24 protein-coding genes are annotated in these 25157 nt (G+C 60.9%); 15 read left to right on the top strand and 9 right to left on the bottom strand.

The annotated features are described in order from the left end of the window. Window positions 1-47: 47 nt before the first annotated feature. On the top strand, window positions 48-791 hold the full coding sequence (locus tag ACJD00_RS12030) for a tyrosine-protein phosphatase (protein WP_418907189.1): 744 nt from the start codon (window positions 48-50) through the stop codon (window positions 789-791). A gap of 3 nt (window positions 792-794) precedes the next feature. On the opposite strand, the gene ACJD00_RS12025 is transcribed toward ACJD00_RS12030, so the two are convergent. Then, window positions 795-1151, bottom strand: coding sequence for a hotdog fold thioesterase (locus ACJD00_RS12025; protein WP_418909334.1), 357 nt, complete (start codon window positions 1149-1151; stop codon window positions 795-797). A 142-nt stretch (window positions 1152-1293) separates the two neighbouring features. Between ACJD00_RS12025 and paaZ the strand changes: the two genes are divergently transcribed. Both paaZ and ACJD00_RS12015 read left to right on the top strand, forming a co-directional pair. Then, window positions 1294-3417 (top strand): phenylacetic acid degradation bifunctional protein PaaZ, encoded by a 2124-nt coding sequence (gene paaZ / locus ACJD00_RS12020; RefSeq protein ID WP_418907188.1) that lies wholly within the window; start codon window positions 1294-1296, stop codon window positions 3415-3417. Window positions 3418-3751: 334 nt separating this feature from the next. Further along, window positions 3752-5506 (top strand): carbohydrate-binding module family 20 domain-containing protein, encoded by a 1755-nt coding sequence (locus ACJD00_RS12015; protein WP_418907186.1) that lies wholly within the window; start codon window positions 3752-3754, stop codon window positions 5504-5506. A 65-nt stretch (window positions 5507-5571) separates the two neighbouring features. Here the strand turns inward: ACJD00_RS12015 and ACJD00_RS12010 are convergent, their stop codons facing one another. The 6 genes from ACJD00_RS12010 to ACJD00_RS11985 all read right to left on the bottom strand — a co-directional run bounded on the left by ACJD00_RS12010 (window position 5572) and on the right by ACJD00_RS11985 (window position 12121). Beyond that, on the bottom strand, window positions 5572-6234 hold the full coding sequence (locus ACJD00_RS12010) for a nicotinamide mononucleotide transporter (protein WP_418907185.1): 663 nt from the start codon (window positions 6232-6234) through the stop codon (window positions 5572-5574). A gap of 111 nt (window positions 6235-6345) precedes the next feature. Beyond that, entirely contained in the window at window positions 6346-6978 is a 633-nt protein-coding gene (locus ACJD00_RS12005; RefSeq protein ID WP_418907184.1) for a TetR/AcrR family transcriptional regulator, read from the bottom strand. Window positions 6979-7008: 30 nt separating this feature from the next. Further along, complete coding sequence (locus ACJD00_RS12000) at window positions 7009-8328, bottom strand: phenylacetate--CoA ligase family protein (protein ID WP_418907182.1); 1320 nt, start codon at window positions 8326-8328, stop codon at window positions 7009-7011. 36 nt (window positions 8329-8364) lie between these two features. Further along, window positions 8365-8811, bottom strand: a complete 447-nt coding sequence (paaI, locus tag ACJD00_RS11995; RefSeq protein ID WP_418907180.1) for a hydroxyphenylacetyl-CoA thioesterase PaaI — start codon at window positions 8809-8811, stop codon at window positions 8365-8367. An 89-nt stretch (window positions 8812-8900) separates the two neighbouring features. Further along, window positions 8901-9950 carry a GNAT family N-acetyltransferase gene (locus tag ACJD00_RS11990; protein ID WP_418907178.1) on the bottom strand — a complete coding sequence of 350 codons (1050 nt, stop codon included), beginning with the start codon at window positions 9948-9950 and terminating at the stop codon, window positions 8901-8903. Between the two features lie 14 nt (window positions 9951-9964). Beyond that, window positions 9965-12121 (bottom strand): S9 family peptidase, encoded by a 2157-nt coding sequence (locus ACJD00_RS11985; RefSeq protein WP_418907176.1) that lies wholly within the window; start codon window positions 12119-12121, stop codon window positions 9965-9967. 214 nt (window positions 12122-12335) lie between these two features. On the opposite strand from ACJD00_RS11985, the gene ACJD00_RS11980 reads away from it, so the two are divergent. From ACJD00_RS11980 to ACJD00_RS11950, 7 genes are all read left to right on the top strand, one after another. Next, a complete protein-coding gene (locus ACJD00_RS11980; protein ID WP_418907174.1) occupies window positions 12336-12785 on the top strand; it encodes a DoxX family protein in 450 nt (149 codons plus the stop codon). Between the two features lie 139 nt (window positions 12786-12924). Beyond that, a complete protein-coding gene (paaA, locus tag ACJD00_RS11975; protein ID WP_309406080.1) occupies window positions 12925-13911 on the top strand; it encodes a 1,2-phenylacetyl-CoA epoxidase subunit PaaA in 987 nt (328 codons plus the stop codon). 2 nt (window positions 13912-13913) lie between these two features. Next, window positions 13914-14201 (top strand): 1,2-phenylacetyl-CoA epoxidase subunit PaaB, encoded by a 288-nt coding sequence (gene paaB, locus ACJD00_RS11970; RefSeq protein ID WP_309406082.1) that lies wholly within the window; start codon window positions 13914-13916, stop codon window positions 14199-14201. Next, entirely contained in the window at window positions 14198-15058 is an 861-nt protein-coding gene (gene paaC, locus ACJD00_RS11965) for a 1,2-phenylacetyl-CoA epoxidase subunit PaaC (protein ID WP_418907171.1), read from the top strand. The genes paaB and paaC overlap by 4 nt, the downstream gene beginning before the upstream one ends. Before the next feature lie 37 nt (window positions 15059-15095). Beyond that, window positions 15096-15596 (top strand): 1,2-phenylacetyl-CoA epoxidase subunit PaaD, encoded by a 501-nt coding sequence (paaD, locus tag ACJD00_RS11960; protein ID WP_418907170.1) that lies wholly within the window; start codon window positions 15096-15098, stop codon window positions 15594-15596. Continuing rightward, complete coding sequence (paaE, locus tag ACJD00_RS11955) at window positions 15593-16753, top strand: 1,2-phenylacetyl-CoA epoxidase subunit PaaE (protein ID WP_418907169.1); 1161 nt, start codon at window positions 15593-15595, stop codon at window positions 16751-16753. Before paaD ends, paaE begins: the two co-directional genes overlap by 4 nt. 20 nt (window positions 16754-16773) lie before the next feature. After that, window positions 16774-17559, top strand: coding sequence for an enoyl-CoA hydratase/isomerase family protein (locus tag ACJD00_RS11950; protein WP_418907168.1), 786 nt, complete (start codon window positions 16774-16776; stop codon window positions 17557-17559). 99 nt (window positions 17560-17658) lie between these two features. Here the strand turns inward: ACJD00_RS11950 and ACJD00_RS11945 are convergent, their stop codons facing one another. Next, on the bottom strand, window positions 17659-18111 hold the full coding sequence (locus ACJD00_RS11945) for an Lrp/AsnC family transcriptional regulator (protein WP_396275191.1): 453 nt from the start codon (window positions 18109-18111) through the stop codon (window positions 17659-17661). A gap of 222 nt (window positions 18112-18333) precedes the next feature. On the opposite strand from ACJD00_RS11945, the gene pdhA reads away from it, so the two are divergent. From pdhA to ACJD00_RS11925, 4 genes are all read left to right on the top strand, one after another. Next, window positions 18334-19497 (top strand): pyruvate dehydrogenase (acetyl-transferring) E1 component subunit alpha, encoded by a 1164-nt coding sequence (gene pdhA, locus ACJD00_RS11940; protein ID WP_418907167.1) that lies wholly within the window; start codon window positions 18334-18336, stop codon window positions 19495-19497. Next, entirely contained in the window at window positions 19498-20583 is a 1086-nt protein-coding gene (locus ACJD00_RS11935; RefSeq protein WP_418907166.1) for an alpha-ketoacid dehydrogenase subunit beta, read from the top strand. It begins immediately after the preceding gene. Continuing rightward, on the top strand, window positions 20584-21984 hold the full coding sequence (locus ACJD00_RS11930) for a dihydrolipoamide acetyltransferase family protein (RefSeq protein WP_418907165.1): 1401 nt from the start codon (window positions 20584-20586) through the stop codon (window positions 21982-21984). 155 nt (window positions 21985-22139) lie between these two features. Further along, window positions 22140-23162, top strand: coding sequence for a hypothetical protein (locus tag ACJD00_RS11925; protein WP_418907164.1), 1023 nt, complete (start codon window positions 22140-22142; stop codon window positions 23160-23162). On the opposite strand, the gene ACJD00_RS11920 is transcribed toward ACJD00_RS11925, so the two are convergent. Further along, the gene (locus ACJD00_RS11920; RefSeq protein WP_418907163.1) at window positions 23159-24013 is read right to left on the bottom strand and encodes a phosphatase PAP2 family protein; all 855 of its coding nucleotides are present in this window, start codon (window positions 24011-24013) and stop codon (window positions 23159-23161) included. The two genes, ACJD00_RS11925 and ACJD00_RS11920, sit on opposite strands and share 4 nt — an antisense overlap. Window positions 24014-24095: 82 nt before the next feature. Here ACJD00_RS11920 and ACJD00_RS11915 point away from each other — a divergent pair, with 82 nt between their 5' ends. After that, window positions 24096-25097, top strand: a complete 1002-nt coding sequence (locus tag ACJD00_RS11915; RefSeq protein WP_418907162.1) for an o-succinylbenzoate synthase — start codon at window positions 24096-24098, stop codon at window positions 25095-25097. The last annotated feature ends 60 nt before the right edge of the window (window positions 25098-25157 follow it).

Raw genomic sequence — 25157 nt, 5'->3', positions numbered from 1 at the left:
AATTGGTAAAACTCTACAACGCTGGCTGGCTATGGTGCAATGAATATATGAGCCCAGCTTTCGAGTACCGACCCCTGGCGGAGGATATGCCGTGGGAGGGTGCGGTCAACGCCCGCCGGATCATCGGCGGATGCTTCCGGATGGGGCGGCGGGAGTGGCTCACCGAGCGAGGCTGGCAGCAGGTGCGGGCTTCGGGCATCGCGCGCGTTATCGATCTACGCAACCCGGACGAGATTCGTACCCGCGATACCGACCCGCAAATCTCTGCGGCGGCCCTTGAGGGGCTGGAGCTACGAAATTTTCCGCTCGAGCGCCCCGGCAACGCCCGCTACGAGCGTCTCGCGGTGCCCTATATGAATCATCCGGCCCTGTATCGAGTGGTCTGCGAGGAGTTCGCTGAGCAATTGCGGGAGCTGTTTCGCTATCTGGCCGCCGATCCACGCCCGACTCTTCTGCACTGTTCGGCAGGGCGCGATCGGTCGGGGCTCATCGCCACATTGCTCTTGGCCCTGGCCGGTCGCCCGGAATTGGCCTATGAGCACGATCAGTGGGCGGTGCGCGGTATCAATGAATGGCACCGAGTGGCCCCGCGTCCGCACCCCTATGAGCGCTATCAGGGCGAAGCTGAACTATCGGCAAAGATTCGGGAGCGGGCTACGGCGCTGGCGGATTTTCTAAGCTGGCTCGGACCCGCGGATGAATATGTGGCCTCCCTGGGGTTGGACGCGACGGAGCTTAGCGCCCTTCGGGCGCTGCTCGACGTGCAGAACGCCGCAGATGCGGCCCTCTAGAGGCTAGTGACTAGGCTTGTCGATGACAAGGTTGGTGATGCGCAGGGTGCAGATCCGCCGTTGCTGCTCATCGGTGATCACCACTTCGTGACTCGTTAGTCGGCGGCCCAATTTGAGTGGGGTAGCGGTGATGGTGACCAGCCCATCGGTTGCCGAGCGGTGATGCGTGGCGTTGACATCGACGCCCACCACTACCTTGCCGAAGGTGGAGGCGTATTTCACCGCTGCCCACGAACCCACGGCCTCACCGACGGCCAGTGATGCGCCGCCGTGCAGGAGTCCGAAGGACTGAGTATTTCCGGCTACGGGCATGGTGGCCACGACTCGCTCAACGGACTCTTCGACGATGCGAACGCCCATTTTCTTGTCGAGTTCGCCGAGCTCGATCGTCCACGGTTGAAGGGAATTTTGCACGGGTTGCCTCGCTTAGGTGTTGTGACTCACGTTGTGCTGATACTGTTGATTCTAATACTGACCGATCGTTCAGGAAGGAATTATGTCGATGTCGACAGCCCAGATTGGTGTGGTCCCCAGCTTCATTGCCGGTCAATGGCAGAACCACGAGGCCCACGACGGAACCCAGGTGCTCGATGCGAACACCGGGGAACTACTGGCAACGGTGACCTCCGAGCGCCTCGACGTGGCTGCCGCCGTGCACCATGGGCGCACCGTCGGGCAGCGCTCGCTCTCCGCGCTGACCCTGCATGAGCGAGCCTTGAAGCTCAAAGAACTGGCGATGTACCTGAACGAACGCCGCCCCGAGCTGTATGAACTCTCCTACCGGACTGGCGCAACCAAGATCGACTCGATGGTCGACATTGACGGCGGTATCGGTGTGCTGTTCACCTTTTCCTCGAAGGGTCGCCGCGAACTGCCCAACGCCAACGTCATCCTCGATGGCCCCAGTGAGCAGCTAAGCAAGGATGGCTCCTTCCTTGGAACACATGTTTTCACTCCGTTGGCCGGTGTGGCCGTCCAGGTCAACGCGTTCAACTTCCCGGTCTGGGGGATGCTAGAGAAATTTGCGCCGGCCTTCATCGCCGGCGTGCCAAGCATCGTCAAGCCGGCCACGCCGACCGGCTATGTGGCCGAGGCCGTGGTGCGGCTGATGCTGGATTCCGGGATTCTTCCCGAGGGTTCGTTGCAGTTGCTCTCCGGTTCGGCACGCGACATCCTGGATCATCTGGACTACCGCGATATGCTCGCCTTTACCGGGTCGGCGGCCACCGCCAACCGGCTCAAGTCTCACCCGAATGTGGTGGAGGGCGGCGTGCGCTTCACCAGCGAAACCGACTCGCTCAACGCGGCGATTCTGGGGCCCGACGCGGTCGAAGGAACGGCCGAATTCGATGCCTTCGTCAAGGCCGTGGTTACCGAAATGACGGTCAAGGCCGGGCAGAAGTGCACCGCCATTCGCCGCAGTATCGTCCCGCAGGCTCTCGTGGAGCCGGTGATCGCGGCGGTTTCGGAACGCCTCGAGCAACGCGTGGTGCTCGGTGACCCACGAGTTGAAGGGGTGACCATGGGTGCGCTGGCGTCCTTGGACCAGCTGCGCGATGTGCGCGCGGCGGTTGAAGACATGCTGGCCGCCGGTGGTGAAATTGCCTATGGGCGCTTGGATGCCCCGGCAGTGCGAGTTGCTCCGGAGAAGGACGCGGTCGCCGAGCGGGGTGCCTTCATGTCCCCGCTGGTGCTGCGCTGGGACGATCCGCAGAACCCGGTTGTGCACTCGCGTGAGGCCTTCGGACCGGTCTCATCGGTGATTGGATACGACTCGCTTGAGCAGGCCGTAGAACTAGCCGCCATGGGCTCCGGCTCTCTGGTCGCGACGGTGTGCACCAATGATGCCGAGGTCATGCGTGAGCTGACCGTGGGCATCGCCGCCCACCACGGACGTGTGCACATTCTGAACCGTGAAACCGCGCGCAGTAGCACCGGTCATGGTTCGCCGGTGCCGCACCTCGTACACGGCGGTCCAGGACGTGCCGGTGGCGGCGAAGAGCTGGGTGGTATTCGCTCGGTGAAGCACCACATGCAACGCACCGCGGTGCAGGGCTCGCCGAACATGCTGACGTCATTGACCGGCGTCTGGCACACCGGCGCGGATCAGCGACTGGCCGGCTGCGAACGCTTTGGCGGGCAGAGCCAGAACGTGCACCCATTCCGTAAATCGCTCGCCGAACTGTCCATTGGCGATGGCTTTGCCTCGGACCTGCGCGAGGTCACCTTGCAGGATATTAGCGATTTCGCCACCAGTACGGGCGATACGTTCTATGCCCATACGCAACAAGAAGCCGCCGCAGCGAACCCGTTCTTCCCCGGAATCGTGGCGCACGGGTACCTGCTGGTTTCTTGGGCGGCCGGATTGTTCGTGGAGCCGGCTCCGGGGCCCGTGCTGGCTAATTACGGGCTGGAAAATCTGCGCTTCATTACCCCGGTTGCTGCTGGCGATTCGATCCGAGTCACGCTGACCGCCAAGAAGATCACTCCACGGGTTACGGACGAGTACGGCGAGGTGGCGTGGGATGCGATCTTGCACAACCAGAACGACGAGATCGTTGCCACCTATGATGTGTTGACGCTGGTCGAGAAAAAGGATGAAACCTACGCGAACTTCGGGCAGTAAGTAGTCCTTAGAACGCAAAAGGTGGGCACCGCGCATGCGCGGTGCCCACCTTTTGCGCTTAACGCGCCATGCGTTCCGGTGGAGGTGTACACGTGCCCCAAACACGTGTGGAAACGCTTACAGTTTATAGCGAAACTCGAGGGTCTCCAAAAAATGTTTCGCCGATTTTAGTTGAACGTGTCGCGGATTTAACGAGTTTTCACAAATTGACCTCTTGGCGTAAATGAAGAAAGCGCTTACAGTTGTGTCGCAGGTCACGCATCTGACATGCAGGTGACCGGAACGGACGGCTTAGTCCGGGCCAAAATTCTCAGCACAGCAAAGGAGCTCAATCGTGGGTCTATCGTCATCACGCACCACATCAAAGTTATGGGGGAGGCGGGGCAAACTCAGTAGGCGGCTGGCTAGCGTTGCCGCCGGCGCGGCCTTACTGGCCACACCACTTGTCGGGGTACCAGCCCAGGCGGCCACGCCAGCGAACGACGGCAAGGATGTGGTCCTGAACCTCTTCCAATGGAACTGGAACTCGGTCGCCGATGAATGCACTTCCACGATTGGGCCTGCAGGTTACGGCTACGTCCAGGTTTCGCCGCCCGCCGAGCACGTTCAGGGTTCCCAGTGGTGGACCTCGTACCAGCCGGTGAGTTATCAGGTTGGGTCCAAGCTTGGCGATCGTGCGCAGTTCTCCGCGATGGTCCAAAGCTGCAATGACGCCGGAGTCAAGGTGATCGCCGATGCCGTGATCAACCACATGGCCGGGGCCGGTAAATCCGGTTATGGAACGCACGGCTCATACTTTGAGGAAGACAACTTCCCCGACTTTAAGTACGAGCATTTCAACGATTGCCGCACGAACATCTCGAACTACCAGGACCGCTGGCAGGTTCAGCACTGCCGCCTGGTTGGGCTGCAGGACCTGAAGACCTCGGACGGGTACGTGCAGCAGAAGATTGCCGACTACCTCGATGACCTGGTGTCGTTGGGCGTTTCCGGCTTCCGCATCGATGCCTCCAAGCATGTGCCGGCCACCGATCTGGAACAGATCAAGAACCGTATGCAGAACTCCGATGTGTACTGGGTACACGAGGTCATCGGCGCCGCCGATGAACCGATCACCGAGGATGAGTATCTGGGCAGCGGCGACTCGCACGAGTTCGACTACGCCCGCCAGCTCAAGCACGATTTCGATGCTCAGATCGCCAACCTGCGCTTCATCGGCGACGGCAAGCTTCCAAGCAACCGGGCCGGTGTGTTCGTTTCAAACCACGACACCGAGCGTAACGGCGAATCCATGAGCTACAAGTGGGGCGCCAAGTACCTGCTCGCAAACACCTTCATGCTCGCTTGGCCATACGGTTCGCCGACGGTCTACTCCGGATACACCTTTACCGACTTCGATGCCGGGGCTCCGGGAGCTACCCAGAACTCGGTTCCGAACGCCGACTGTGATTCGGGCCAGTGGACCTGCGAGCAGCGCCAGCACGAAATTACCGAGATGGTCGGCTTCAACAACAACGTTGGCGACGCCCCAGTGACCCGCTGGTGGGACGATGGCTCGAACCAGATTGCCTTCGGCCGCGGCGATAAGGGATTTGTGGCTATCAACAACACCGGATCGGCCACGACCCGTACCTACACCAGTGACCTGGCCGCCGGTAACTACTGCGATGTTGTTTCCGAGAATGACCGTTCGATCGATGTGGCTGCCGACGGCACCTTCACCGCAACGATCCCCGCCTACGGTGCGCTGGCAATCCACACCGGCAAGAAGGACTGCGAAAATCCGCCGCCACCACCAGCTAAGGTCAGCGTTTCGGTCAACGCGGAAACCACCTGGGGCCAGAACCTGCGCATCGTGGGCAACCAGAGTGCATTGGGTAACTGGGACCCGGCCGCCGGAGTCGAGCTTTCCGCGGAGAATTACCCGACGTGGACTGGAACTGTGAACCTGGAAGCGGGCACCCAGTTCGAGTACAAGTACGTGAAGGTTGATGGCAGCGGCAACGTGGTGTGGGAATCCGGTGCGAACCGGGTGGCCACAGTGGACGCCAACGGGGCGCTCACACTCAACGACAGCTGGCGAAACTAGCCCATAAACGTTGCGACCCCGGCCCCTTTGAAAGGGGCCGGGGTCGCATTTTTGGGCCATAAACGTTACGCGTCCGCGAGCTGCTCGTCACGGGCGGGTAGCTGACGCCAGGCAAAGAATCCGTACAGTGCGGCGATCACCATAAACACCCAGACACCAAGCAGTGCGAAGGCCGGGTTGTTAGTGAATAGTGTGGCCACATAGACCGCGGCGGCCGCGGCCATGGTCAGCCAACCCAGACGGATGCCGCAAGCGATCAGCGCGAAACTAATGAGCACCACGGCCTCAGTAATGAAGGAAATCCAAATCGTTGACGTGCCTGGCGTGAAAATAAAGCCGGTGCTGAGCATTTCACCCATATGCGCTGCGGTCAGGACGGCAACACCCAGCACGGCCAGCACCGCCGAGCCCACGGTGAGCGGGGCGCGGGTGACCTTGCGGGTGAACTTGCCTTGGAATTCGAAGCGGGAGAAACGCCAGAGACCAAAGACACCGATCAGCAAGGCCGGAACACCGTAGAGCAAGAGCATCATGTCATATTGCATGGCGATCACCAGTGGACCGGCGAACGCTGAGAGGATTTGAGCCCACCAGCCTAGATCATTGCGGTGCGCCAGCATGAAACAGGCGATCACCGAGAGCACAGCACTGAGCGAATACAACGCCACCTGGGTGCCCGAGTCGGTTCCGGGGGACTGCGAGAAAAGGCTAAAGAATAGTTCTTCCACGACACTTCTTAGTTCAACGGGATGATCACGGTGGGCGCCAAAGGCACCCGAATGATGCTACCGGCCAAACCTGTGAAGCTGCTATCCGCACAACCCGTGATGGGTGCCTCGTTACGCGGCCGAGCTTTTGGCTCGAGTGTCGTGTAGGCCGCCGAAAACAAGCGCGATGGCGTGTTGCTCCAGCGCCGAACCATCGATCGAGCCGGAATCTCGATACCACTCGACCACGGAGTTGATCATGCCGAACATCAGGCGGGCCGTGGTCCGAGAGTCCAGATCCGTGCGAACCGACCCTTCGGCCTGTGCCGTGGCCACAAGCTCGGCGAGCTTACGGTCGATCGCACGACGGCGTTCCACGGCGGCACGCTCGAGTTCGGTATTGCCGCGCAAGCGCAACAACAAGGTTACGTAGGGGCGCTGCTCGACGAGGATGCGGATTGTTGAGCGCAGGAAGAATTCCAACCGCTCATCCGCATCCCCATCGTGCTCGCCAACTTCACCCACGACGGCCTCCAGCGGGATGAGGGCCTGATCGAGAGCGAGCCGAAGCAGGTCTTGTTTCGAAGGAACATGATGGTAGATTGCCGATTTGCTGATGCCCAGCCGTTCGGCCAATTTACCCATGGAGGTCGCGTCATAGCCGTACTCGTTGAACGCTTGCACCGCAATGCGCAAAACCGAGTCTTGGTCATAGCCGGGGCGGCCGCGCCGCACGCCGTGTGTCGCTTTATCCTTGGAAGTCATGATCCTCCGATTATCCCATGCCTATAGTTCCTAGTCCTGACGCCGGTCGAAGATTCGCTTGAGCTTTCCCATGGAACGTTCGAGCGTTTCGGGTTCCACCACGCTGATGGCGCAGCTCGAACCAATGTGAATCTTGATCAACTTCGCCAGCTCAGCCCCGGCAGTGCGGGCATCATCGGCGCTGGCATCCTCGCGGCGTTCCACCTTCACCTCAAGCTGATCCATTCGATCCGGACGGGTCAAGATCAATTGGAAGTGCGGCGAGAGCGCCGGTACCTTGAGGATCAATTCTTCAATCTGGCTCGGGAAGAGATTCACACCCCGCAAGATGATCATGTCATCGCTTCGTCCGGTAATTCGTCCCATCCGGCGGTGCCCCGGGCGGGCGGTACCGGGCAAAAGGCGGGTCAGGTCGTGCGTGCGGTAACGAATGATCGGCAAGGCGCGTTTGGTCAGGGAAGTGAAGACCAGCTCGCCAGGTTCGCCGTCGCCTAAGACCTTGGACGAATCGAAGGCATCGATGATTTCGGGGCGGAAGTGATCTTCCCAGATGTGGCTGCCATCCTTGGTTTCGTTAGATTCGCCGGCCACACCGGGGCCCATGACCTCAGACAGGCCGTAAATATCGCAGGCGTCAAGGCCAAACATTTCCTCGAGCTCGTGACGCATTTCCAGAGTCCACGGTTCGGCACCCAGTACGGCGACCTTCAGCGAGGTATCCCGGGGGTCCAAACCCTGATGCTGCATGGCATCGCCGATGGTGAGCAGATAAGTCGGGGTACACAAGATGGCATCCGGCTCGAAATCTCGAATGAGGCTGATCTGCTTCTCTGTCTGCCCGCCGGACATTGGGATGACCGTCGCGCCGAGGCGTTCCGCAGCAGCGTGGGCGCCGAGCCCGCCGGTGAACAGACCATAGCCGTAGGCGTTGTGTACTTTCCAGCCGGGCTTTACGCCCGAAAGACGCAGGCAGCGTGCGCCCAGCTTTGCCCAGTCGTCGAGGTCTTGGCGGGTGTATCCCACGACCGTGGGGCGTCCGGTGGTGCCCGACGAAGCATGGATGCGTGCGACTTCATGCTGGGGAACGGCGAACATGCCAAAGGGGTAGGTTTCGCGTAGGTCTTCCTTCTCTGTGAAGGGGAAGATCTCGAGGTCTTTTAGTTCCTTGAAGTCATTGGGGTGCACACCCGCGGCATCGTACTTGGTGCGGTAGTGCTCCACATTCTCGTATGCGTAGTGCAAGGTTTCGCTGAGACGGGCGAGCTGGATGGATTCAATTTCATCGCGGCTCATTGTTTCTTCTGGATCCAGCGGATTGGGTAGCGAGTGGCGTTCTTCATTTGGCGACATGAGTCAGGTTTCCCGTCTGTGTGGTGGAAAGAGGGGTTAGCGTGCGGCGGGCTTGGGGACGGTGCGTGAACGACCGCGGAACTCCGCGACCGTTTCGCTGCTGCCATCCTCGGTGCTCTGTGTGACCGTAATGTCATAGACTCCGCTGCGGCCCATTTGGGATACGCGGCGGGCGGTGGCGGTCAACAGGCGTCCGGGAATCCCGGGGCGCAGAAAATTGATATCGGCTCCGGAAGCCACCGTGATCGTGTCATCGGAGCCTTCGGGGTGGTTGCAACTGAGGGCAAAGGCCGTATCGGCTAAAGCGAAGATCATTCCGCCGTGGGCGATGCCAAAACCATTGAGCATTTCGCGGCGTAGGGTCATGGTGATGACCGCGTGGCCGTCGGCAACTTCTTGGACTTCGATGCCCATCCATTGCGTGGCGTAGTCATTGGCCAAAATGGCGTGCTGCGTGGCGGGCTGAGCCGGTGCCTCGCTCATGGGCAAACCTCCGTGGAATTATTTACCGAACGATCATTAGGTAATAACAAAAGTGTGATCCACGTCAAGGTGCTTTGTCTAGTAGGTGACTAGCTTCGCGGGCCGCGCGGTAACCCCGCGCTCGCGTGAACGCGTGCCCCGAGCTCACGGATGAAGGGTTCTTTGAAGCGGTTATATTCCATGACTTCACCCTCATCCCCGCGTAACTGGGCTAGACGTTCGGCAGCCTGCCGCTTGGTGGCGGCATAGGCCTCGCGTTCGGTGCCGTGAGTGCGTAGATAGTCGCGAAAGAGCAACATTCGCAGCGGTTCGGTGCTCCCCAGCGAAAAAACATGGATGTTGGCCACGGGCATGGACTCGTGCGGCCTTGGACGGAACATCCGATGGGCATACCAGCCGGGTTCGCGGTGCCAGAACAGCAATCCAGCATCTTGCAAGGAGGGAGCGTAGCGTTCTTCGGCGTCGCCATCGGCTACCAGCAAGACCACATCGATCACGTTCTTCGCCGGCAGGCCGGGCACGGCGGTGGAACCCACATGTTCAATGGCCAACGCGCTGTCTCCCAGCGCACGATCAATCAGCGCCCGCAACCGGGCGAAGTCTTCTGGCCACCGCTCCTGCGGTGGATGAATCTGTACTATGCCAGGCTGGGCAAAGCCTTCGACTAGCTCGAAGCCGCTGGGCCCCTTCGGCTGAGTTGCCAGTAGCTCTTGGCACGGCAATAGGCAGAGGAAGCGCGGGGTCTGTGGCCACCGCGGATCGGTCGCGGTCGGCACGCAAATAAACCCACGGCGCTGGTAGAACTCGAGGGCATCGTGGTCGGTGCGCGCGATAACGTGTGTGCCGCAAGCCTGTTGAACCGCGCGCACAAGTTCTGTGCCCAGCCCGCGATGCGGGGTCAGGACTGCGAGATACTCGATTTCCACGGCCTCATCGTGCACTCGATGCCAAAAGGCCGCACCGATCAGCGCGCCACCCTGGTCAAAGGCCCCGATGGCCTCGAGGGTGGCGCACTGCTCGAGCAACGCCTGCAGCGCCGCCGGAGTTGGCGGATCGGCCGCACGCGTGAGTAATTCATGTAATGCCGAATCGTCGCGCCAGCGCGCGAAATCCATTGCACGAATACTGGTCTCGGACATAGAAGGTGGGTTCCCTAGTGCTCGGCGCCGGGGTTCAGGCCCAACGCGTCAAGGGCAAAGGCATAGTCCCAAGCCCGCGTCTTCCAACCTTCATAACGTCCGGAAGCCCCTCCGTGGCCCCCGTCCATTTCGGTCTTCAAGACGATCGGGGCGTCGCCGGTTGTGACCTCGCGCAGCTTGGCCACCCACTTCGCTGGCTCGACGTAGAGCACGCGGGTGTCATGTAGCGAGGTGACCGCGGCAATCCGTGGATAGGGCACTGCCGCGATATTTTCATAGGGCGAGTAGGACTTCATGTAGCGATACACCTCTTCATCGGTGATCGGGTTACCCCACTCCTCCCATTCCAAGGCCGAAAGCGGCAGCTCGGGGTCCAGGATGGTGTTCAGCGCATCGACGAAAGGCACTTGCGCGATCACCGCGGTATAGAGGGAAGGGGCCAAGTTGCAGATCGCGCCCATCAGTAGCCCACCGGCCGAACCGCCTAGGGCGACGATCCGCTGCGGATCGGCCCATCCGGTGCGAATAAGGTGCTCGGTGGCTGCGATGAAGTCGGTGAAGGTGTTCTTCTTGGCTAGCTTCTTACCCTCGAGATACCAATTGCGGCCGAGCTCGCCACCACCGCGGATATGCGCGATGACGAAGACCACGCCGCGGTCGAGCAGGCTTAGCCGTGGAATGCCGAAGCCCGGGTCCATGGATACTTCGTAGGAGCCATAGCCATAGATGAGTACCGGGCGTGGCGTGGAGGCGTCCACATCCGCGCGCCGCAGGATGGTCAATGGAATCTTGGTGCCGTCGGCTGCGGTGGCCCATTCGCGGGTGGCGAGATAGTTCTGCGGGTCGTAGTTATTGACCGGAGTCTGCTTGCGCAACACAAGCTCGCCGGTGGCTAGCCAGTAGTCATAGACACGAGCCGGTGTGAAGTCCGAGGTATAGCTGATCCGGATCAGCGGTGCCTCCAGATTCGCCATCACAGGAGAGGCGGTGAATAATTCTTCGCCGAAGTCCGGTTCACTGACCGGACGCTGTTGGTCGGTACCAAGGTGCTCCAGCGGCAGGAGTTGGACCCGCTCGCAGGTATCGCGTCGCACGGCGAGCACCACATGACTGGAGGTCAGTAGCGTGCCTTCGAGCTTGACGTCGTCGCGGTGGGATACGAGGGTGCGCCAGCTGCTGGGGTCGGCGTCCGCGCCCAGTTCATCGAGCATCGCCAACGACAGCATGTTATTCGGCGCCTGATGGTCATGGGTGATGATCGCCTGGGCGGGAGTTTGCGCGGTCAGTTCCACCGAATGCAACAGGCGTAGACTGCGCGGGACCAGAAGCTGGACCGTGGCCTGCGGGTCGGTGAGATCCAGCGCGCTGGTTTCGGCGTACTCGGAGTTGCCGCTGGAGATCAGCAACTGTCGCTTGTCGGCGCTCAAATCGAAACCGAGCCACATGCCGGGATCGTCCTCTTGGAATACGAGCTCGTCGCTGGCTGGATCGGTACCTAGTACGTGGACCTTGATCTGATGCGGGCGCCAGGTGTCATCGACCACCGTGTAATAGATCCGCTGGGCGTCGGGGGAGAAGGCCAGGCCGTAGAAGACACCCTCAATTACGTCGGGTAACAGCTGTCCGGTGCGCAGATCCTTGATGTAGAGCGTGAATCGCTCGTCGCCGGTGGTGTCGATGCAGTACGCCAGCAGGTTGGTGTCCTGGCTGATACTCATCCCACCGAGGGCGAAAAAGCTGTGTCCCTCGGCCAATTCGTTACCATCGATGAGAACTTCTTCGCCCTCGATGGTGGTCTCGGCGCTAATGGTTGGTGGGGTCCAGTCGGCGGTGGGGTTGCCGGTATCGGCGGCGCGTAGTCGGCACTGAATGGTGTAGGGCTTGCCTTCCACGGAGCGCGTGTAGTACCACCAGCCGCGTCGGCGAGCTGGGACGGAGAGATCGGTTTCCACGGTGCGGGCCTTGATCTCGTTGAAGATGTCTTCACGCAACTGCTGCTGGTCCGCGGTGACGGCGTCTGTGTAGGCGTTTTCGCGTTCGAGATGCTCGATGACTTCGGGATCCTGCTTATTCCGGAGCCACTCGTAGTCATCGGTGAAAGTATCACCGTGATGCACGCGGGAGGTGGGAACCTTTTTAGCCACCGGGGCCACAATCGTTTCGCTCGTCATGGCACTATTCAAGCGCATTCAGCCCGTATGCGGTGTGCAGTTTTCTCAGCGCTGAAAGCCAATGGGGGCGTTGTGGGTGATTCCACGATCTATGTCACATTCGTTGAAGCTTCAATTATCTGCGGGTAGGGTGGAGGTGTACTCGTTGAATTGGCGAGTGCGCGCATAAACACCCGCACCTGATGCTCACCTCGTCGACCGAAAGATCGAAGTTATGAACACCGTACGCAATAACGCTGCACTCCCATCCCTCGGACTACTTATCCTGCGCCTAGGGCTAGGTGTTGTTTTTGCCGCCCACGGCTGGCAGAAATTTTTCCAGTTCACCCTCGAGGGTGCCGCTGGTGCCTTTGCCCAGATGGGTGTGCCCGCCGCGGAGTTCGTGGCCCCACTCGCAGCCACCTTGGAACTAGCCGGTGGCGTGGCACTGATTCTGGGCGTGGCAACTCGCATCGTCGGCATCCTGCTGGGAGTCGAGATGTTGGTGGCCGGGGTGCTGGTACACCTTCCGGCCGGTATGTTCGTGGCCGATGGTGGCGTGGAGCTCGTACTGGTGCTTGCGGTGGGCGCTTTGGCGCTGGCACTGATTGGCCCGGGTCGCTACGCGGTTGACGCTTTGTTCGTTGGGGGATCAAAGCGTTCCGAGCGGTCACTGGCCAGCTAGTCCAACGTAGGATCTACCCCCGGAAAACCTCGGTTTTCCGGGGGTTTTTCTATTTTCTGCGACCTGTTGACGTGACTGAGGGCACTCCAATATACTGAACGAACGGTCAGTAAATAATTGAACTTCAGTGAGGTGAACCATGGCCGCGACCACACCGCAAAATGCAGGGCTCAGTGCCGTGCCCAGCTATGAGCAGGAACAGTCCCAGGCTCGCTTCGATGCCCTTATCGAGCAGGATTCGCGTATTGAGCCGCGCGACTGGATGCCCGAGGCCTACCGCAAGACGCTCACGCGCCAGGTTTCGCAGCACGCGCACTCCGAAATTATTGGTATGCAGCCAGAGGCCAACTGGATCACCCGCGCTCCTTCGCTAAAGCGCAAGTCCATCCTCATGGCCAAGGTGCAAGATGAGGCAGGGCACGGCCTCTACCTATACTCGGCCGCCGAGACTCTAGGAACGCCGCGCGACGAACTGAACGATCAGCTAATGAGCGGACGCGCGAAGTACTCGTCGATTTTCAATTACCCGGCTCGTTCATGGGCCGACATGGGGGCCATCGGCTGGCTCGTCGATGGCGCCGCAATCGCCAACCAGGTGCCGCTATGCCGCGCCTCGTACGGACCGTACGGCCGAGCCATGGTCCGAATCTGCAAGGAAGAATCATTCCACCAGCGTCAGGGCTTTGAGATTCTCTTGGCTCTCTCGCGCGGCACCGAGGCACAGCGCAAAATGGCTCAAGACGCGATCAACCGTTTCTACGAGCCGTCGCTGATGATGTTTGGGCCGCCGGATGAGCAGTCGCCCAACTCGGCACAGTCGATGGCGTGGAAGATCAAGCGCTTCTCCAACGATGAGTTGCGTCAGCGCTTCGTCGGCATGATCGCCGAACAGGTCAAGGTGCTGGGCATGACGTTGCCGGATCCGGAGCTGCGTTTCGACGAAGAGACCGGCCGGTGGATCCACAAGGAACTGAACTGGGATGAATTCATGGCAGTGATCAAGGGCAATGGTCCGATGAACTCGCACCGACTCGAACGTCGACGCGAAGCCCACCGCGAAGGTGCCTGGGTGCGCGAAGCCGCAGCCGCCTACGCTCGCAAGTACGAGAACAGCGAGGTCGCCTAAACATGAGCAGCAACACCTGGCCCCTGTGGGAAGTCTTTGTTCGTTCGGCCCGCGGCCTGTCGCATGTGCACGCCGGCTCACTACACGCCCCGGATGCCGAGATGGCGGTGCGTAACGCCCGCGACCTCTACACCCGCCGCAATGAGGGCATTTCCTTGTGGGTTGTGCGTTCCGAAGACATCATTACCTCGGACCCCGATGAAAAGGATTCGTTCTTCGAATCCCCACAGGGTAAGGACTACCGCCACGCGACCTATTACAAGGCCAGCGAGGGAGTGAAGCACCTGTGAACCACGACGAACTGGATGCAACGCTCGATAGCTTCGGCGACGCCCTAGCATCGGCCACCCGCGTGACCCCGGGCAATGCCTTGCGCCCCGAAGACATTGCGGTCGACGGGGTTATTCCCGACGAAGACCTGGCCCAGTACGCCCTGCGCCTGGGCGATGACGCCCTAATTTTGGCTCAGCGCCTCTCGCACTGGATCTCCCGAGCCCCGGAGCTTGAAGAAGACGTGGCCTTGGGGAATATCGCCCTCGATGTGCTCGGCCATGCCCGCTCCTTCCTCACCTATGCCGGTTTGGCGTGGGATAAAACGGAAGACGATCTGGCTTACTGGCGTGAAGAGGAAGAGTTCACCTCGTTGCACATCGTTGAGCAGCCCAACGGTGATTTCGGAGTAACCATCACCCGGCAGCTCATCGTTTCGATCTACCAGTACCTGTTGTATTCAAAGCTCGCGGCATCGGCCGACCCCACCCTCGCGGCCATTGCGGCGAAGGCGGTCAAAGAGGTGGACTACCACCGCGACCATGCCACGCAGTGGACCCGACGCCTCGGACTGGGCACCGAAGAGTCCGCGCAGCGTATGCGGCACGCACTGGAAATCCTCTGGCCCTATGTCGATGAAATGTTCCAGGACGAGGCCTTGCATGAGCGTCTGGGCGACCGCGCGGTCTTACCTTCGAGCCTGCGCGAGGACTGGGAACAGCAGATTACCCAGGTTCTCACCGACGCGGGACTCGAAGTTCCTCAGGTGGGCATGGCCATGGCTCGTGGGCGCGGCGGAGAACACTCCGAGCATTTGGGGTACATCCTCGCCGAAATGCAGGTACTGGCCCGCAAACACCCCGGCGCAAGCTGGTAGGTAAAACCAATCAATTTCAAGGACCCGGGTGGAGGTTATGAACGCAGTAGAGCAGCGTAGCCGCGAAGAACTGATCGCGCTAGCAGCCACGGTCAATGATCCGGAAATTCCGGTACTGTCCATCAATGATCTGGGCATCCTACGCGATGTCCAAATGTTGCAGGACGGCACCGTGCGCGTGACCATAACCCCCACCTACTCGGGGTGCCCAGCGATGGATGTGATCACTTCGGACCTACACGAGGTGTTTACCGACGCTGGCTACCCCCGGGTAGAGGTCAAACTCGTCTTGAGCCCAGCGTGGAGCACGGACTGGATGAGTGAGGAAGGCAAACGCAAACTGACCGAATACGGCATTGCCGCCCCCACCGGCACCGGGCATGCAGGCCCGGTGACCTTGGGTCTGAGCGTTAAATGCCCGCGTTGCCACTCACTGAACACTCGTGAACTCGCTCGCTTCGGCTCGACCTCCTGCAAGGCGCTCTACACCTGCAAAGACTGCCTGGAACCCTTCGACTACTTCAAGGTGCTCTCATGACCGAACAGACCACATCCGCGCGTCGTCGCGCCGCCTTTCACCGCCTGACCGTTTCACAGGTACGGCGGCTGACCAAGGATTCCATCGAAGTCACCTTCGCCATCCCAGAAGAGCTCTCGGATGAATATGACTACGTGGCCGGCCAGTATGTGGCCCTGCGCAAAGAACTGCCCAATGCCGAGGGGAGACTGCAGGAGGTGCGCCGCTCCTACTCCATCTGCGCCGCACCGACCGGTAGCGAAATCAAGGTAGCTATCAAGCGCGATCTCGGCGGTATTTTCTCCACCTGGGCGAACGAAGAGCTAACCGCCGGCGACGAAATCGACGTGATGAGCCCGGCCGGAGCGTTTATCTCCAAACACAAGCTCACCGGGATGAACGATCCGAGTTCCGTAGACACCGAAACCCAGGATCAATTCGTCGCCGTCGCCGCCGGCAGTGGCATCACACCGGTGCTGGCCATTGCACGTACCATTCTGGAAGCCAATGACCATACGCGCTTTGACGTGATCTACGCGAACAAGGCCGCCATGGACGTGATGTTCCTCGAGGAACTGGCCGATCTGAAGGATCGCTATCCCTCCCGGCTGGCCCTCCACCACGTGCTCAGTAGGGAACAGCGCATCTCGCCGCTGCTCTCGGGCCGTATTGATGCGGAGAAGCTAACCACCCTGCTAAACACCGTGGTTCAGGCGCCGAACGTCGACGAATGGTTCCTTTGCGGCCCCTTCGAACTGGTGCAACTGGTGCGCGATCAGCTGTCGGCCCTGGATGTTCCGGCCGAAAAGGTCCGTTTCGAGCTGTTTACCACCGGGGAACCGAATCGGCCCGAAGGCCAGATCGGGCGCCCGGTTGTGGTGGCCGAGGACGAGGAAGCCTTCGAAATCAGCTTCAATTTGGACGGGCTCAAGGGTGAGGTGCGCTCGCCGGTGGCCGCCAACGAGACGGTGCTCAACGCGGCACTGCGCGTCCGTCCGGATGTGCCCTTCGCCTGCGCGGGCGGCGTTTGCGGTACCTGCCGCGCCAAGGTCACCAGCGGCTCGGTCACGATGGCGGAGAACTACGCTCTGGAACCAGAGGAAGTGGAGCAGGGATATGTGCTGACCTGTCAGTCCCACCCAACCACCGAAAAGCTCAGCGTCGATTTCGATGCCTAAGCGCGAAGCGGGAGCAATTAATGATTGAGCTTGAGATCCGTGAGGGCATCGCCCATGTCACGCTAAACGCACCGAAGAAGATGAACGCGCTGGACGTGCAGGCGCTGGCAGAGCTGTCCGAGGCCTATGACCGGGCGGCAGCAGCGGTGGCTACCGGAGAAGTCCGAGCCCTAGTGCTACGCGGTGAAGGCCGCGCCTTTTGCGCCGGTCGTGACATCTCGGCGGTTGACCCAGCGAACGACGACGTGATGGGTTACCTCGACGGCAAGGTGCAACCGTTGCTGGAGCAGATGTCCGCCTTCCCGGCGCCCACCTTTGCGCTGGTCCATGGTGCCTGCCTCGGAGTCGGCTTAGGGCTCGCCGTGGCCAGTGACGTCGTCTACGTGGCGGAAGATGCCAAGATCGGCTCCCCATTCGCCAATCTTGGGGCCACGCTGGACTCCGGCGGCCACTGGTTGTTCACCGAGCGACTCGGTGCGCACCGAACGCTGGACCTGATTTACACCGCCGAACTCATCTCCGGTGCCGAGGCGGTGAAGGCTGGGCTGTTCTCGCGGTCTTTTGCGTCCGAGGAACTGGTTGAGCAAGGCCTAGCGATCATCACCAAGGTGGCGCGTGGAGCCACCGAAGCCTTCGTGGCGTCCAAGGAGCTTGTGGCACAGATTCGAGATCAGCGGGTGGGGCTCTGGGCCTCGATGCGTGCCGAGAACAAGGCGCAGACCGCGTTGTGCGACACCGCAGACTATGCCGAGGGTTTCAAAGCCTTCCAGGAGAAGCGTCCACCGGTCTTCACCGGCGGTCACTGAGCGCCACACGCTACACCAACACGCCACGGGCGGACCCGCTACTAGGGTCCGCCCGTGGCGTGGCGTTTAAGGCCGTTGGCCGGTGCCGCGTTCGGGCCTTTAGCGGGTGTCGGCGTCTTCGAAGATCAGCAAGGTTTGCGTATCGAGCACCGTTGGTAGCGACTGTAGATGTTCGAACACCACGCGGCGCAGATCGAGATTGTCTTTGGCGCGCACCAGCAAGATGACATCGAAGTTTCCGCCAACGAGTCCCACGTGGTGCACCTCGGGGATGGATGCCAGATGATCGCGCAGCTCGCGCCACGAATGCTGGCGTAGCTTGAGCGTTACGTAGGCGCTAGCGGTCAGGCCGGCCTTGACCGGGTCAATCACCGCCGTATAACGAGTGATCACGCCCGAGTCCTGCAGTCGGGAAATGCGTGAATAGGCGTGTGCGCGGGAGACGTGAACCTTCTGCGCCACCGTGGTGACCGACTGTCTTCCGTCCCTAGTCAATTCCGCCATGATGGCGCGATCAACATCGTCGAGTTTAGGGGTCTGGTCCGTGCTCACCGGGCCTCCTTGGGCGGATACGACGAGATTGCTCAAAACTCATCTGCGGACAACATTTCGTCTCCAATAATACGATCTTTTATCCCAACTTTCCAAGATTTTCGGACCGACTGGATACGAATTGCAGGCTGAGGACATAATTATTGTCAAAAGATGTTTGGGTGAGGTGAATCACAATCCGCTGGGGTTGCTGGGCACCACTCGCAAGAAAGGTGGGTGACGATGAGCACCGAGGACAACTCGAATCGCTTCTCGGAAGTCAGCCGGAAATTCGGCATTACTCCCGAGGACTACATGTTGCCGGCACGGCACATGATCAATTTGCTCAACCCGGACGGATCGCTCCGGTCCGACGCCGAACAGGGTACCGAGCCGGGCCACGAATACCCCTTGCCGAGCCCCGCTCGACTGCTGGAAGCCTATGAGGCTCTGGTCGTCGGTCGACGTGTCAATGACCAGAATTCGGCGCTGGTGCGCCAGGGTCGCATGGCCGTTTACCCATCAAGCCATGGCCAGGAGGCCTGCCAGGTGGCTGCGGCCCTGTGCCTCGAGGACGGAGACTGGCTCTTCCCGACCTACCGCGACACCGTGGCGGTGCTAACCAAGGGTGTCGCCCCGATGGAAGTGATGACCAGTTTCCGTGGCGAGTGGCACTGTGGCTATGACCCGAAGGCCTATAACTGCGCCCCGATGTCCACCCCGCTGACCACCCAGCTGCTGCACGCTGTCGGCGTGGCCCACGCCGCTAAATTGCGCGGGGAGCAGACCGTCGTCGTGGCCATGTGTGGCGATGGAGCCACCAGTGAAGGCGACTTCCACGAGGCGCTTAACTTTGCCGCAGTGTTCAAACTGCCGGTGATCTTCTTCGTGCAGAACAACAAGTACGCGATTTCGGTACCGTTGGCGCACCAGTCGGCCGCCCCTTCCCTGGCACACAAGGCCGTGGGCTATGGCATGGCCGGCGAGCGCGTCGACGGCAACGATTTGATGGCGCTCATGGCCGTCATGGGCCGCGCGGTGCGCTTGGCCCGCGAGGGTTCTGGACCGTTGTTGATTGAAGCCCACACCTACCGCATGCAGGCCCACACTAACGCGGATGACGACAAGCGTTACCGCGAGGACTCCGAGGTAGCCGAATGGGTGGCCAAGGACCCAGTAATCCGCATGCGGGCCTACCTTGACGATGCCGGTCTCCTGGATGAGAAGGTCCAAGGAAAGATCACCGAGCACGCCGAAGCAGTGGCCAGCACCCTGCGCGATGGCATGAACGAGGAAGCCGACACCGACCCGCTTCAGCTGTTCTCCCACGTCTATTCCGAACCCACCGCACAGCTGCGCGAACAGCGTGAATTGCTGGCCGATGAACTCGCCCGCGAGGAGGCATAAATGAGCACCGCAGCAACCTCAGAACTGAACCCGAACGTCAGCAAGGCTACCGCCAGCGCCGCAGCGCAGGCCGCCAAGGCTAACCAGCCGGTGACCTTCGGCAAAGCCTTGAACACTGCCCTTGCCGACGCACTGACCGCAGACGAGTCGGTGGTGATCTTTGGTGAGGACGTGGGAACGCTCGGTGGCGTATTCCGCATCACCGACGGACTTACCGATCGCTTTGGCTCGGAGCGCTGCTTTGATACGCCGCTAGCCGAATCGGGCATTGTGGGTATGGCCGTGGGTATGGCCATGAACGGAATGCGTCCGGTGATCGAAATGCAGTTCGACGCCTTCGCCTACCCGGCTTTCGAGCAGATCGCCTCCCATGTGGCGAAGATGCGCAACCGTACGCAGGGGCGTTTGCCATTGCCTATGGTGATCCGTATTCCGTACGCCGGTGGCGTGGGCGGCGTGGAACATCACTGTGATTCCTCCGAGGCCTACTACGCGCACACGCCGGGATTGAAGGTCTTCACTCCCTCGAGCGTGGCAGATGCCTACCTGATGTTGCGTGAAGCAATCGATTCACCCGATCCGGTCATCTTCTTCGAACCAAAGAAGCTGTACTGGTCTAAGGAAGCGGTTGATCTCGCGCAGCTGGCCCAAGACTACGAGGCCCGCCGCACCCCAGGGTCCGAAGGTAAGGCGCGAATTGCTCGCGCCGGTTCGGATGCCACGCTGATTACCTATGGGCCGAGTGTGTCGACCGCGCTTGAGGCCGCCAGCTTGGCCGCCGAAGAGGGCCTGAGCCTCGAGGTTGTCGACGTGCGCTCGATCGTCCCCTTCGACGATGAAACGGTCGGTGCCTCGGTGCGCAAGACCGGGCGTGCCGTGGTGATCGCCGAAGCTCAGGGTTTTGCCTCGGTGGCCAGTGAAATCGTGGCTCGCGTTCAGGAACGCTGCTTCCACTCGTTGGCCGCACCGGTCCTGCGCGTGACGGGCATGGATATTCCCTACCCGGCTCCGACCCTTGAAAAATTCCATCTGCCCAGCGCCGAGCGTATTCTCGACGCGGTCGACCAGCTTCAGTGGGAGGCGTAAATGAGCATCAAGACCTTTTTGCTCCCGGACTTGGGGGAGGGCCTGACCGAGGCCGAACTGGTCCGTTGGATGGTAGCCGCCGGTGACGAAGTCGCGGTGGATCAGCCCATCGCCGAGGTGGAAACCGCGAAGTCGCTCGTGGAGATTCCGTGCCCCTTCGCCGGTACGGTTGCGACGCTGCACGGTGAGGCCGGGCAGATGATGCTGGTCGACGAGCCCTTTATCTCCGTCAATACCGGGGGAAGCGGCGCTTCGGCTCCAGAAGCTCCGGCCGAAGGAGCGCAGACCTACCTTGAGGAAGAACTCGCCGGCACCCAAGCACCGGATGCCGAAAGCGATGAAGGCAGCGGCAACGTCCTGATTGGCTACGGTACCTCCAGCACCGAGCGAACCGGTTCACGCCGTCGCCGCCCCCGTAAGGGCACCGCACCCGCCACTGGCACGAGCTCCGGCACCCAAGCCGTGCGCGTGATCAACCCGATTGTGCGCAAACTGGCCCGGGAACACGGTATTGCCGTGGAAACACTCACTGGTAGTGGCGAGAACGGCCTCGTGTTGCGCGCCGACGTGGAACGCGCGATCAGCGGGGCGCAGACTCTGCCTGAAACTGTCCCGGCAGCGGCCCCGGCTCCGGCCGCAACGGCTGCAGCGCCGACTGCGCCAACCGGTGAGGGGCGCGAGGATGCACGCACCGGCCTGTCGGTGGCTTCCACCACCGTACTTTCCGGGGTGCGCCGCACCATTGCGAATGCCATGAGCACCTCGCGACGCGAAATTCCCGAGGCCACAGTATGGGTGGACGTGGACGTCACCAAGCTCTTGAAACTGCGCGCCGGATTGAAAGCCGACACCGGTCGCGCACCGAGCATGCTTGCGCTGATTTCGCGCTTCGCCGTCGCTGGGCTGGCACGCTTCCCGGAACTTAACAGCCGCATCGACACCGAGGCCGACGGCCAGCTGCGCCACACGGTCTTTGACGGGGTCAACCTCGGCTTTGCCGCGCAAACGGACCGTGGACTCGTGGTGCCCAATGTTCGGGGGGCCCATAAGCTCAATGCCGAGGAGCTCTCCGCGGAATTCGCTCGTTTGGCCACGCTTGCCCGTGAAGGCAAGGCACAGGTTGCGGATCTTTCGGGTAGCACCTTCACGATCAACAACTACGGTGTCTTCAACGTGGACGGATCGGCCGCGATTATTAATTATCCGGAGGCCGCCATCCTTGGCATCGGCCGTGTGGTGGAGCGCCCGTGGGTCCACAAGGGCAAGATCAAGGCGCGCTCAATCTGCGAGTTGACGTTGAGTTTCGACCATCGAGTCTGCGACGGCGGCACGGCGGCAGGCTTCCTGCGCTATGTGGCCGATGCGATGACCGATCCGAAGGCGGCACTGGCTGTTCTTTAGAAGTACCAACCTGTTGGCGGGCTCCGAATCTTCGGGCCCGTCAGCGGTGTTTAACCGCGACTTTGCCACGCTGATTTCGCGCCGTTATTCCGCATAGAACGAGATCTACTAGGGTGGAATTGATCTGTATGAGGCAATAGGCAGGAGTTGTCAGCATGTCGAGCACGAGCGTCAACCAATTCAAGCACCGTGGATGGATTATCGGCTTGATGCTATTACCCACGCTCCTTGTTGTGATCACTCGAGGGCTATTGGGTGCTTCGCTCCCGCCGGTGACTGCAACCCACTGGTCAACGACTCGTTACCCGGATGGTTTCACCGATAGCGCCGTGTTCTTTGCCGTTTGCCTGACCTTGGGCGTCGTGGGAGTTGTGGTGGCCGCGCTGGTGTTGATATTTCGCCACCTTCCAAAGCCCTTGATTCTGTCTCTGCTCTTCATCGGCGGGCTGACCGCGTGGGTTGGTGCAGGGTTGTTCATTGGGTGCTCTGTACCGACGGCGCTAGCGGGGGACCCCACGCGAGCGGTGCTCGGGGCCGGTGGTTTGGTTGGCATAGCCGCCGCCCTCATGGGGTTGTTACCCGCTGCGCTCAGCGGGCTGTCCGGGCCCTTGGTCCGGCAGAATGAAGCGCGGCGCGCCGAGCGCATTGCCGCCGGTCGTAAGGCGGCAGATTACCAAACTCCGGCATCGTCCGAATCCCTAGCGGCGGGCACGGTCCAAATGGAGCGTATCGTCAACGCCCCGGCGTGGCTGTGGGCGCTGGGAGTGACGCTGATTGGCCTAGTGGCCTTTACGGTCATCATGGCACTGACCACGCCGCAGACCGATCTATGGCTCCTGACCTGGATGCTCTTTCTCGAGGTCGTGTGCGTGGTCTTGGTCGGGGGACTACTTCGCATCCAGATCCGGGTGACCGGCAATGGCCTGCTGGTTCGATCGGCACTATTCGGGTTCCCCTTACGCCGGATCGAGAACAGGAACGTGCTTGCCGCCACCAGCGAACTGATTGAACCGATGCAGTGGGGTGGCTGGGGCTGGCGGTTCTTCCCAGGCGGTAGTGCGGTAGTGATGCGCCGAACCCAGGGGCTCGTAGTGGAAACCGTGAACGGTAAACGGTTCGCCGTCACCATGCCCGATTCCGAACAAGCCGCGAGACTACTGCAAGGCGCGGAGGGCTAGCTACGGCGCGGGCCCAGCACCACCGAGCGCAAACAGAGCGCGGCGACCAGCGACCCTGCCAGAATGTGCACCACGCCCAGAACCCCGTAGGCCACCTGTAAGAGCTGGGGAATCTTCTGGATATGCGGGTGCGGCAAGAGGAATGACAGTAGTATCACCGCAGCCCAGAGAGCCAAACTGACTAGACCGGTGGTCCGAGACCAGGTGGTGATTGCTTCCGCTGACCCTAGCGGCTGGTGTCGTTGCAAAAGCGCCACGGATAATACCAACCAGAACGTGGCTACCATCATGCCCACTGCAATATCACTCGGACGGTGCCAGCCACAGATCAGCGTCGCCAGCCCGGTGGCTGCCGTAAATCCCCACGCCAGTGGCTGCACGACGGGGCGGAGTCGGGGTGGGGCGATAACATACATCAACCCCATGGCCGCGGCCGCGGCCGTGGTATGTCCAGACGGCAAGGAATTTTGAGTTGTTCCGAAATTGAAGTCCGGTCTATCAAGGATCCAGTGTTTGAACACCTGAGTGGTGATCAAGGCGGCAGCCACCGCGACCACTGCCAGTGAGGCGCGCAAGAAACTGCGATCGCGTACCACCCGGTACAGCAGAAAGACGGCGGAGATAATCCCACACAGTAGCGGCAATTGGTCGAGGAACTCGTGAAGGAAGTTCGGCCACTGCGCCCTGGGCCACAACTCGACAAATACGTTAAATGCAGCCTGGTCGGCCCATTGCCCGGATCTGCTCCGCACGAAGAAAACATACTCGACCACGCTCATGGCAAGTAGTAGCGCGGCTGCCCACCACCATTGCAGGTGGATTGGCCGAGACAGGGTACGGGTCGTAGTCATAGCACCCCTAGTTTTGCACATCTCGACCATGAACCACGGTTATCGCGAAGTGTCAGAAAGGCCACCTCGATAAGCTGTGTTCATGAGCGCCGATCTGCCTGATGTGAATGAACTGCTCCAGCATGCCCACGTGGTGACCCTTCCCTTGAAGGTGAAATTCCGTGGGGTGACACAGCGTGAAGTCATGCTAATCGAAGGGCCAGCGGGGTGGGGAGAATTCTCGCCCTTCCTCGAGTACGGCCCCGCCGAAGCCGCGCGCTGGTTGCAGGCTGGAATCGAGGCCGCCTATCGTCCCTTCCCCGAGCCCCGCCGCCAGCAGATCCCAGTCAATGCGACGCTCCCGGCTGTGCCAGCCGATCAGGTCGAGCAGGTGCTGTCTAATTACGATGACCCACACACCATCAAGATCAAGGTGGCCGAAGGCGGGCAGTCGCTCTCCGACGATCTGGCCAGAGTACGTCGCGCTCGCGAACTATTTCCTACGGCGGCACTACGCGTTGATGCGAACGCCGGCTGGACCCATGAGCAGGCACTCGCGGCGCTTGAACAATTGTCCGAATTTGACCTGCAGTATGCGGAGCAACCCGTGCCTGGGATTCACGGACTAGCCGAGCTTCGAGCCGCCCTACGCCAACGCGGCATCTCGTTGAAGATCGCCGCCGACGAGGCGGTACGAAAACACGATGACCCGCTCGAGGTGTCCCGCTTGGGGGCGGCCGACCTGATGGTGATCAAGGCCCAACCCTTAGGCGGTATTGCTGCGGTGCTAGAGATCGCCCGACAGGCCCGGCTTGATGTGGTGGTTTCCAGTGCCTTAGATAGCTCCGTGGGGCTGGCTCAAGCCGCCGCGCTCGCCGCTACCCTCGAGTCCTTGCCTTACGCCTGCGGGCTGTCCACGGGTTCGCTTTTCGAGCGAGATGTGACCGGTGAGCCACTGCACGCCACGGCCGGGTACTTGCCGGTTCGACGCGTCGCCCCCGATCGATCTTTGCTGAACGCATATCGGGCGGAACCCGAGCGCGAACGCTGGTGGCAACACCGATTGATCCGATGTCACGAAGAATTTCATCGTTCGGTGAATTAGTTCCTTACAGTTATTTTCCATGCGTTAACCTTCAGGTCAGCTTAGAAACACTTATAGGTG

It is taken from the genome of Glutamicibacter endophyticus, assembly GCF_048457885.1.
In the GTDB taxonomy this organism is placed as follows: Bacteria; Actinomycetota; Actinomycetes; order Actinomycetales; family Micrococcaceae; genus Glutamicibacter; species Glutamicibacter endophyticus.
Note: the sequence above shows the minus strand (reverse complement) of the source record. Positions and strands in the feature narration are given on the sequence as shown.

What these genes read in the sequence shown, in the direction of transcription:
- ACJD00_RS12030 (WP_418907189.1), top strand. Translation starts at nt 48, where the DNA reads ATGAGCCCAGCTTTCGAGTACCGACCCCTGGCGGAGGATATGCCGTGG.
- ACJD00_RS12025 (WP_418909334.1), bottom strand. Translation starts at nt 1,151, where the DNA reads ATGGGCGTTCGCATCGTCGAAGAGTCCGTTGAGCGAGTCGTGGCCACC.
- paaZ (WP_418907188.1), top strand. Translation starts at nt 1,294, where the DNA reads ATGTCGACAGCCCAGATTGGTGTGGTCCCCAGCTTCATTGCCGGTCAA.
- ACJD00_RS12005 (WP_418907184.1), bottom strand. Translation starts at nt 6,978, where the DNA reads ATGACTTCCAAGGATAAAGCGACACACGGCGTGCGGCGCGGCCGCCCC.
- ACJD00_RS12000 (WP_418907182.1), bottom strand. Translation starts at nt 8,328, where the DNA reads ATGTCGCCAAATGAAGAACGCCACTCGCTACCCAATCCGCTGGATCCA.
- paaI (WP_418907180.1), bottom strand. Translation starts at nt 8,811, where the DNA reads ATGAGCGAGGCACCGGCTCAGCCCGCCACGCAGCACGCCATTTTGGCC.
- ACJD00_RS11990 (WP_418907178.1), bottom strand. Translation starts at nt 9,950, where the DNA reads ATGTCCGAGACCAGTATTCGTGCAATGGATTTCGCGCGCTGGCGCGAC.
- ACJD00_RS11985 (WP_418907176.1), bottom strand. Translation starts at nt 12,121, where the DNA reads ATGACGAGCGAAACGATTGTGGCCCCGGTGGCTAAAAAGGTTCCCACC.
- ACJD00_RS11980 (WP_418907174.1), top strand. Translation starts at nt 12,336, where the DNA reads ATGAACACCGTACGCAATAACGCTGCACTCCCATCCCTCGGACTACTT.
- paaA (WP_309406080.1), top strand. Translation starts at nt 12,925, where the DNA reads ATGGCCGCGACCACACCGCAAAATGCAGGGCTCAGTGCCGTGCCCAGC.
- paaB (WP_309406082.1), top strand. Translation starts at nt 13,914, where the DNA reads ATGAGCAGCAACACCTGGCCCCTGTGGGAAGTCTTTGTTCGTTCGGCC.
- paaD (WP_418907170.1), top strand. Translation starts at nt 15,096, where the DNA reads ATGAACGCAGTAGAGCAGCGTAGCCGCGAAGAACTGATCGCGCTAGCA.
- paaE (WP_418907169.1), top strand. Translation starts at nt 15,593, where the DNA reads ATGACCGAACAGACCACATCCGCGCGTCGTCGCGCCGCCTTTCACCGC.
- ACJD00_RS11950 (WP_418907168.1), top strand. Translation starts at nt 16,774, where the DNA reads ATGATTGAGCTTGAGATCCGTGAGGGCATCGCCCATGTCACGCTAAAC.
- pdhA (WP_418907167.1), top strand. Translation starts at nt 18,334, where the DNA reads ATGAGCACCGAGGACAACTCGAATCGCTTCTCGGAAGTCAGCCGGAAA.
- ACJD00_RS11935 (WP_418907166.1), top strand. Translation starts at nt 19,498, where the DNA reads ATGAGCACCGCAGCAACCTCAGAACTGAACCCGAACGTCAGCAAGGCT.
- ACJD00_RS11930 (WP_418907165.1), top strand. Translation starts at nt 20,584, where the DNA reads ATGAGCATCAAGACCTTTTTGCTCCCGGACTTGGGGGAGGGCCTGACC.
- ACJD00_RS11925 (WP_418907164.1), top strand. Translation starts at nt 22,140, where the DNA reads ATGTCGAGCACGAGCGTCAACCAATTCAAGCACCGTGGATGGATTATC.
- ACJD00_RS11920 (WP_418907163.1), bottom strand. Translation starts at nt 24,013, where the DNA reads ATGACTACGACCCGTACCCTGTCTCGGCCAATCCACCTGCAATGGTGG.
- ACJD00_RS11915 (WP_418907162.1), top strand. Translation starts at nt 24,096, where the DNA reads ATGAGCGCCGATCTGCCTGATGTGAATGAACTGCTCCAGCATGCCCAC.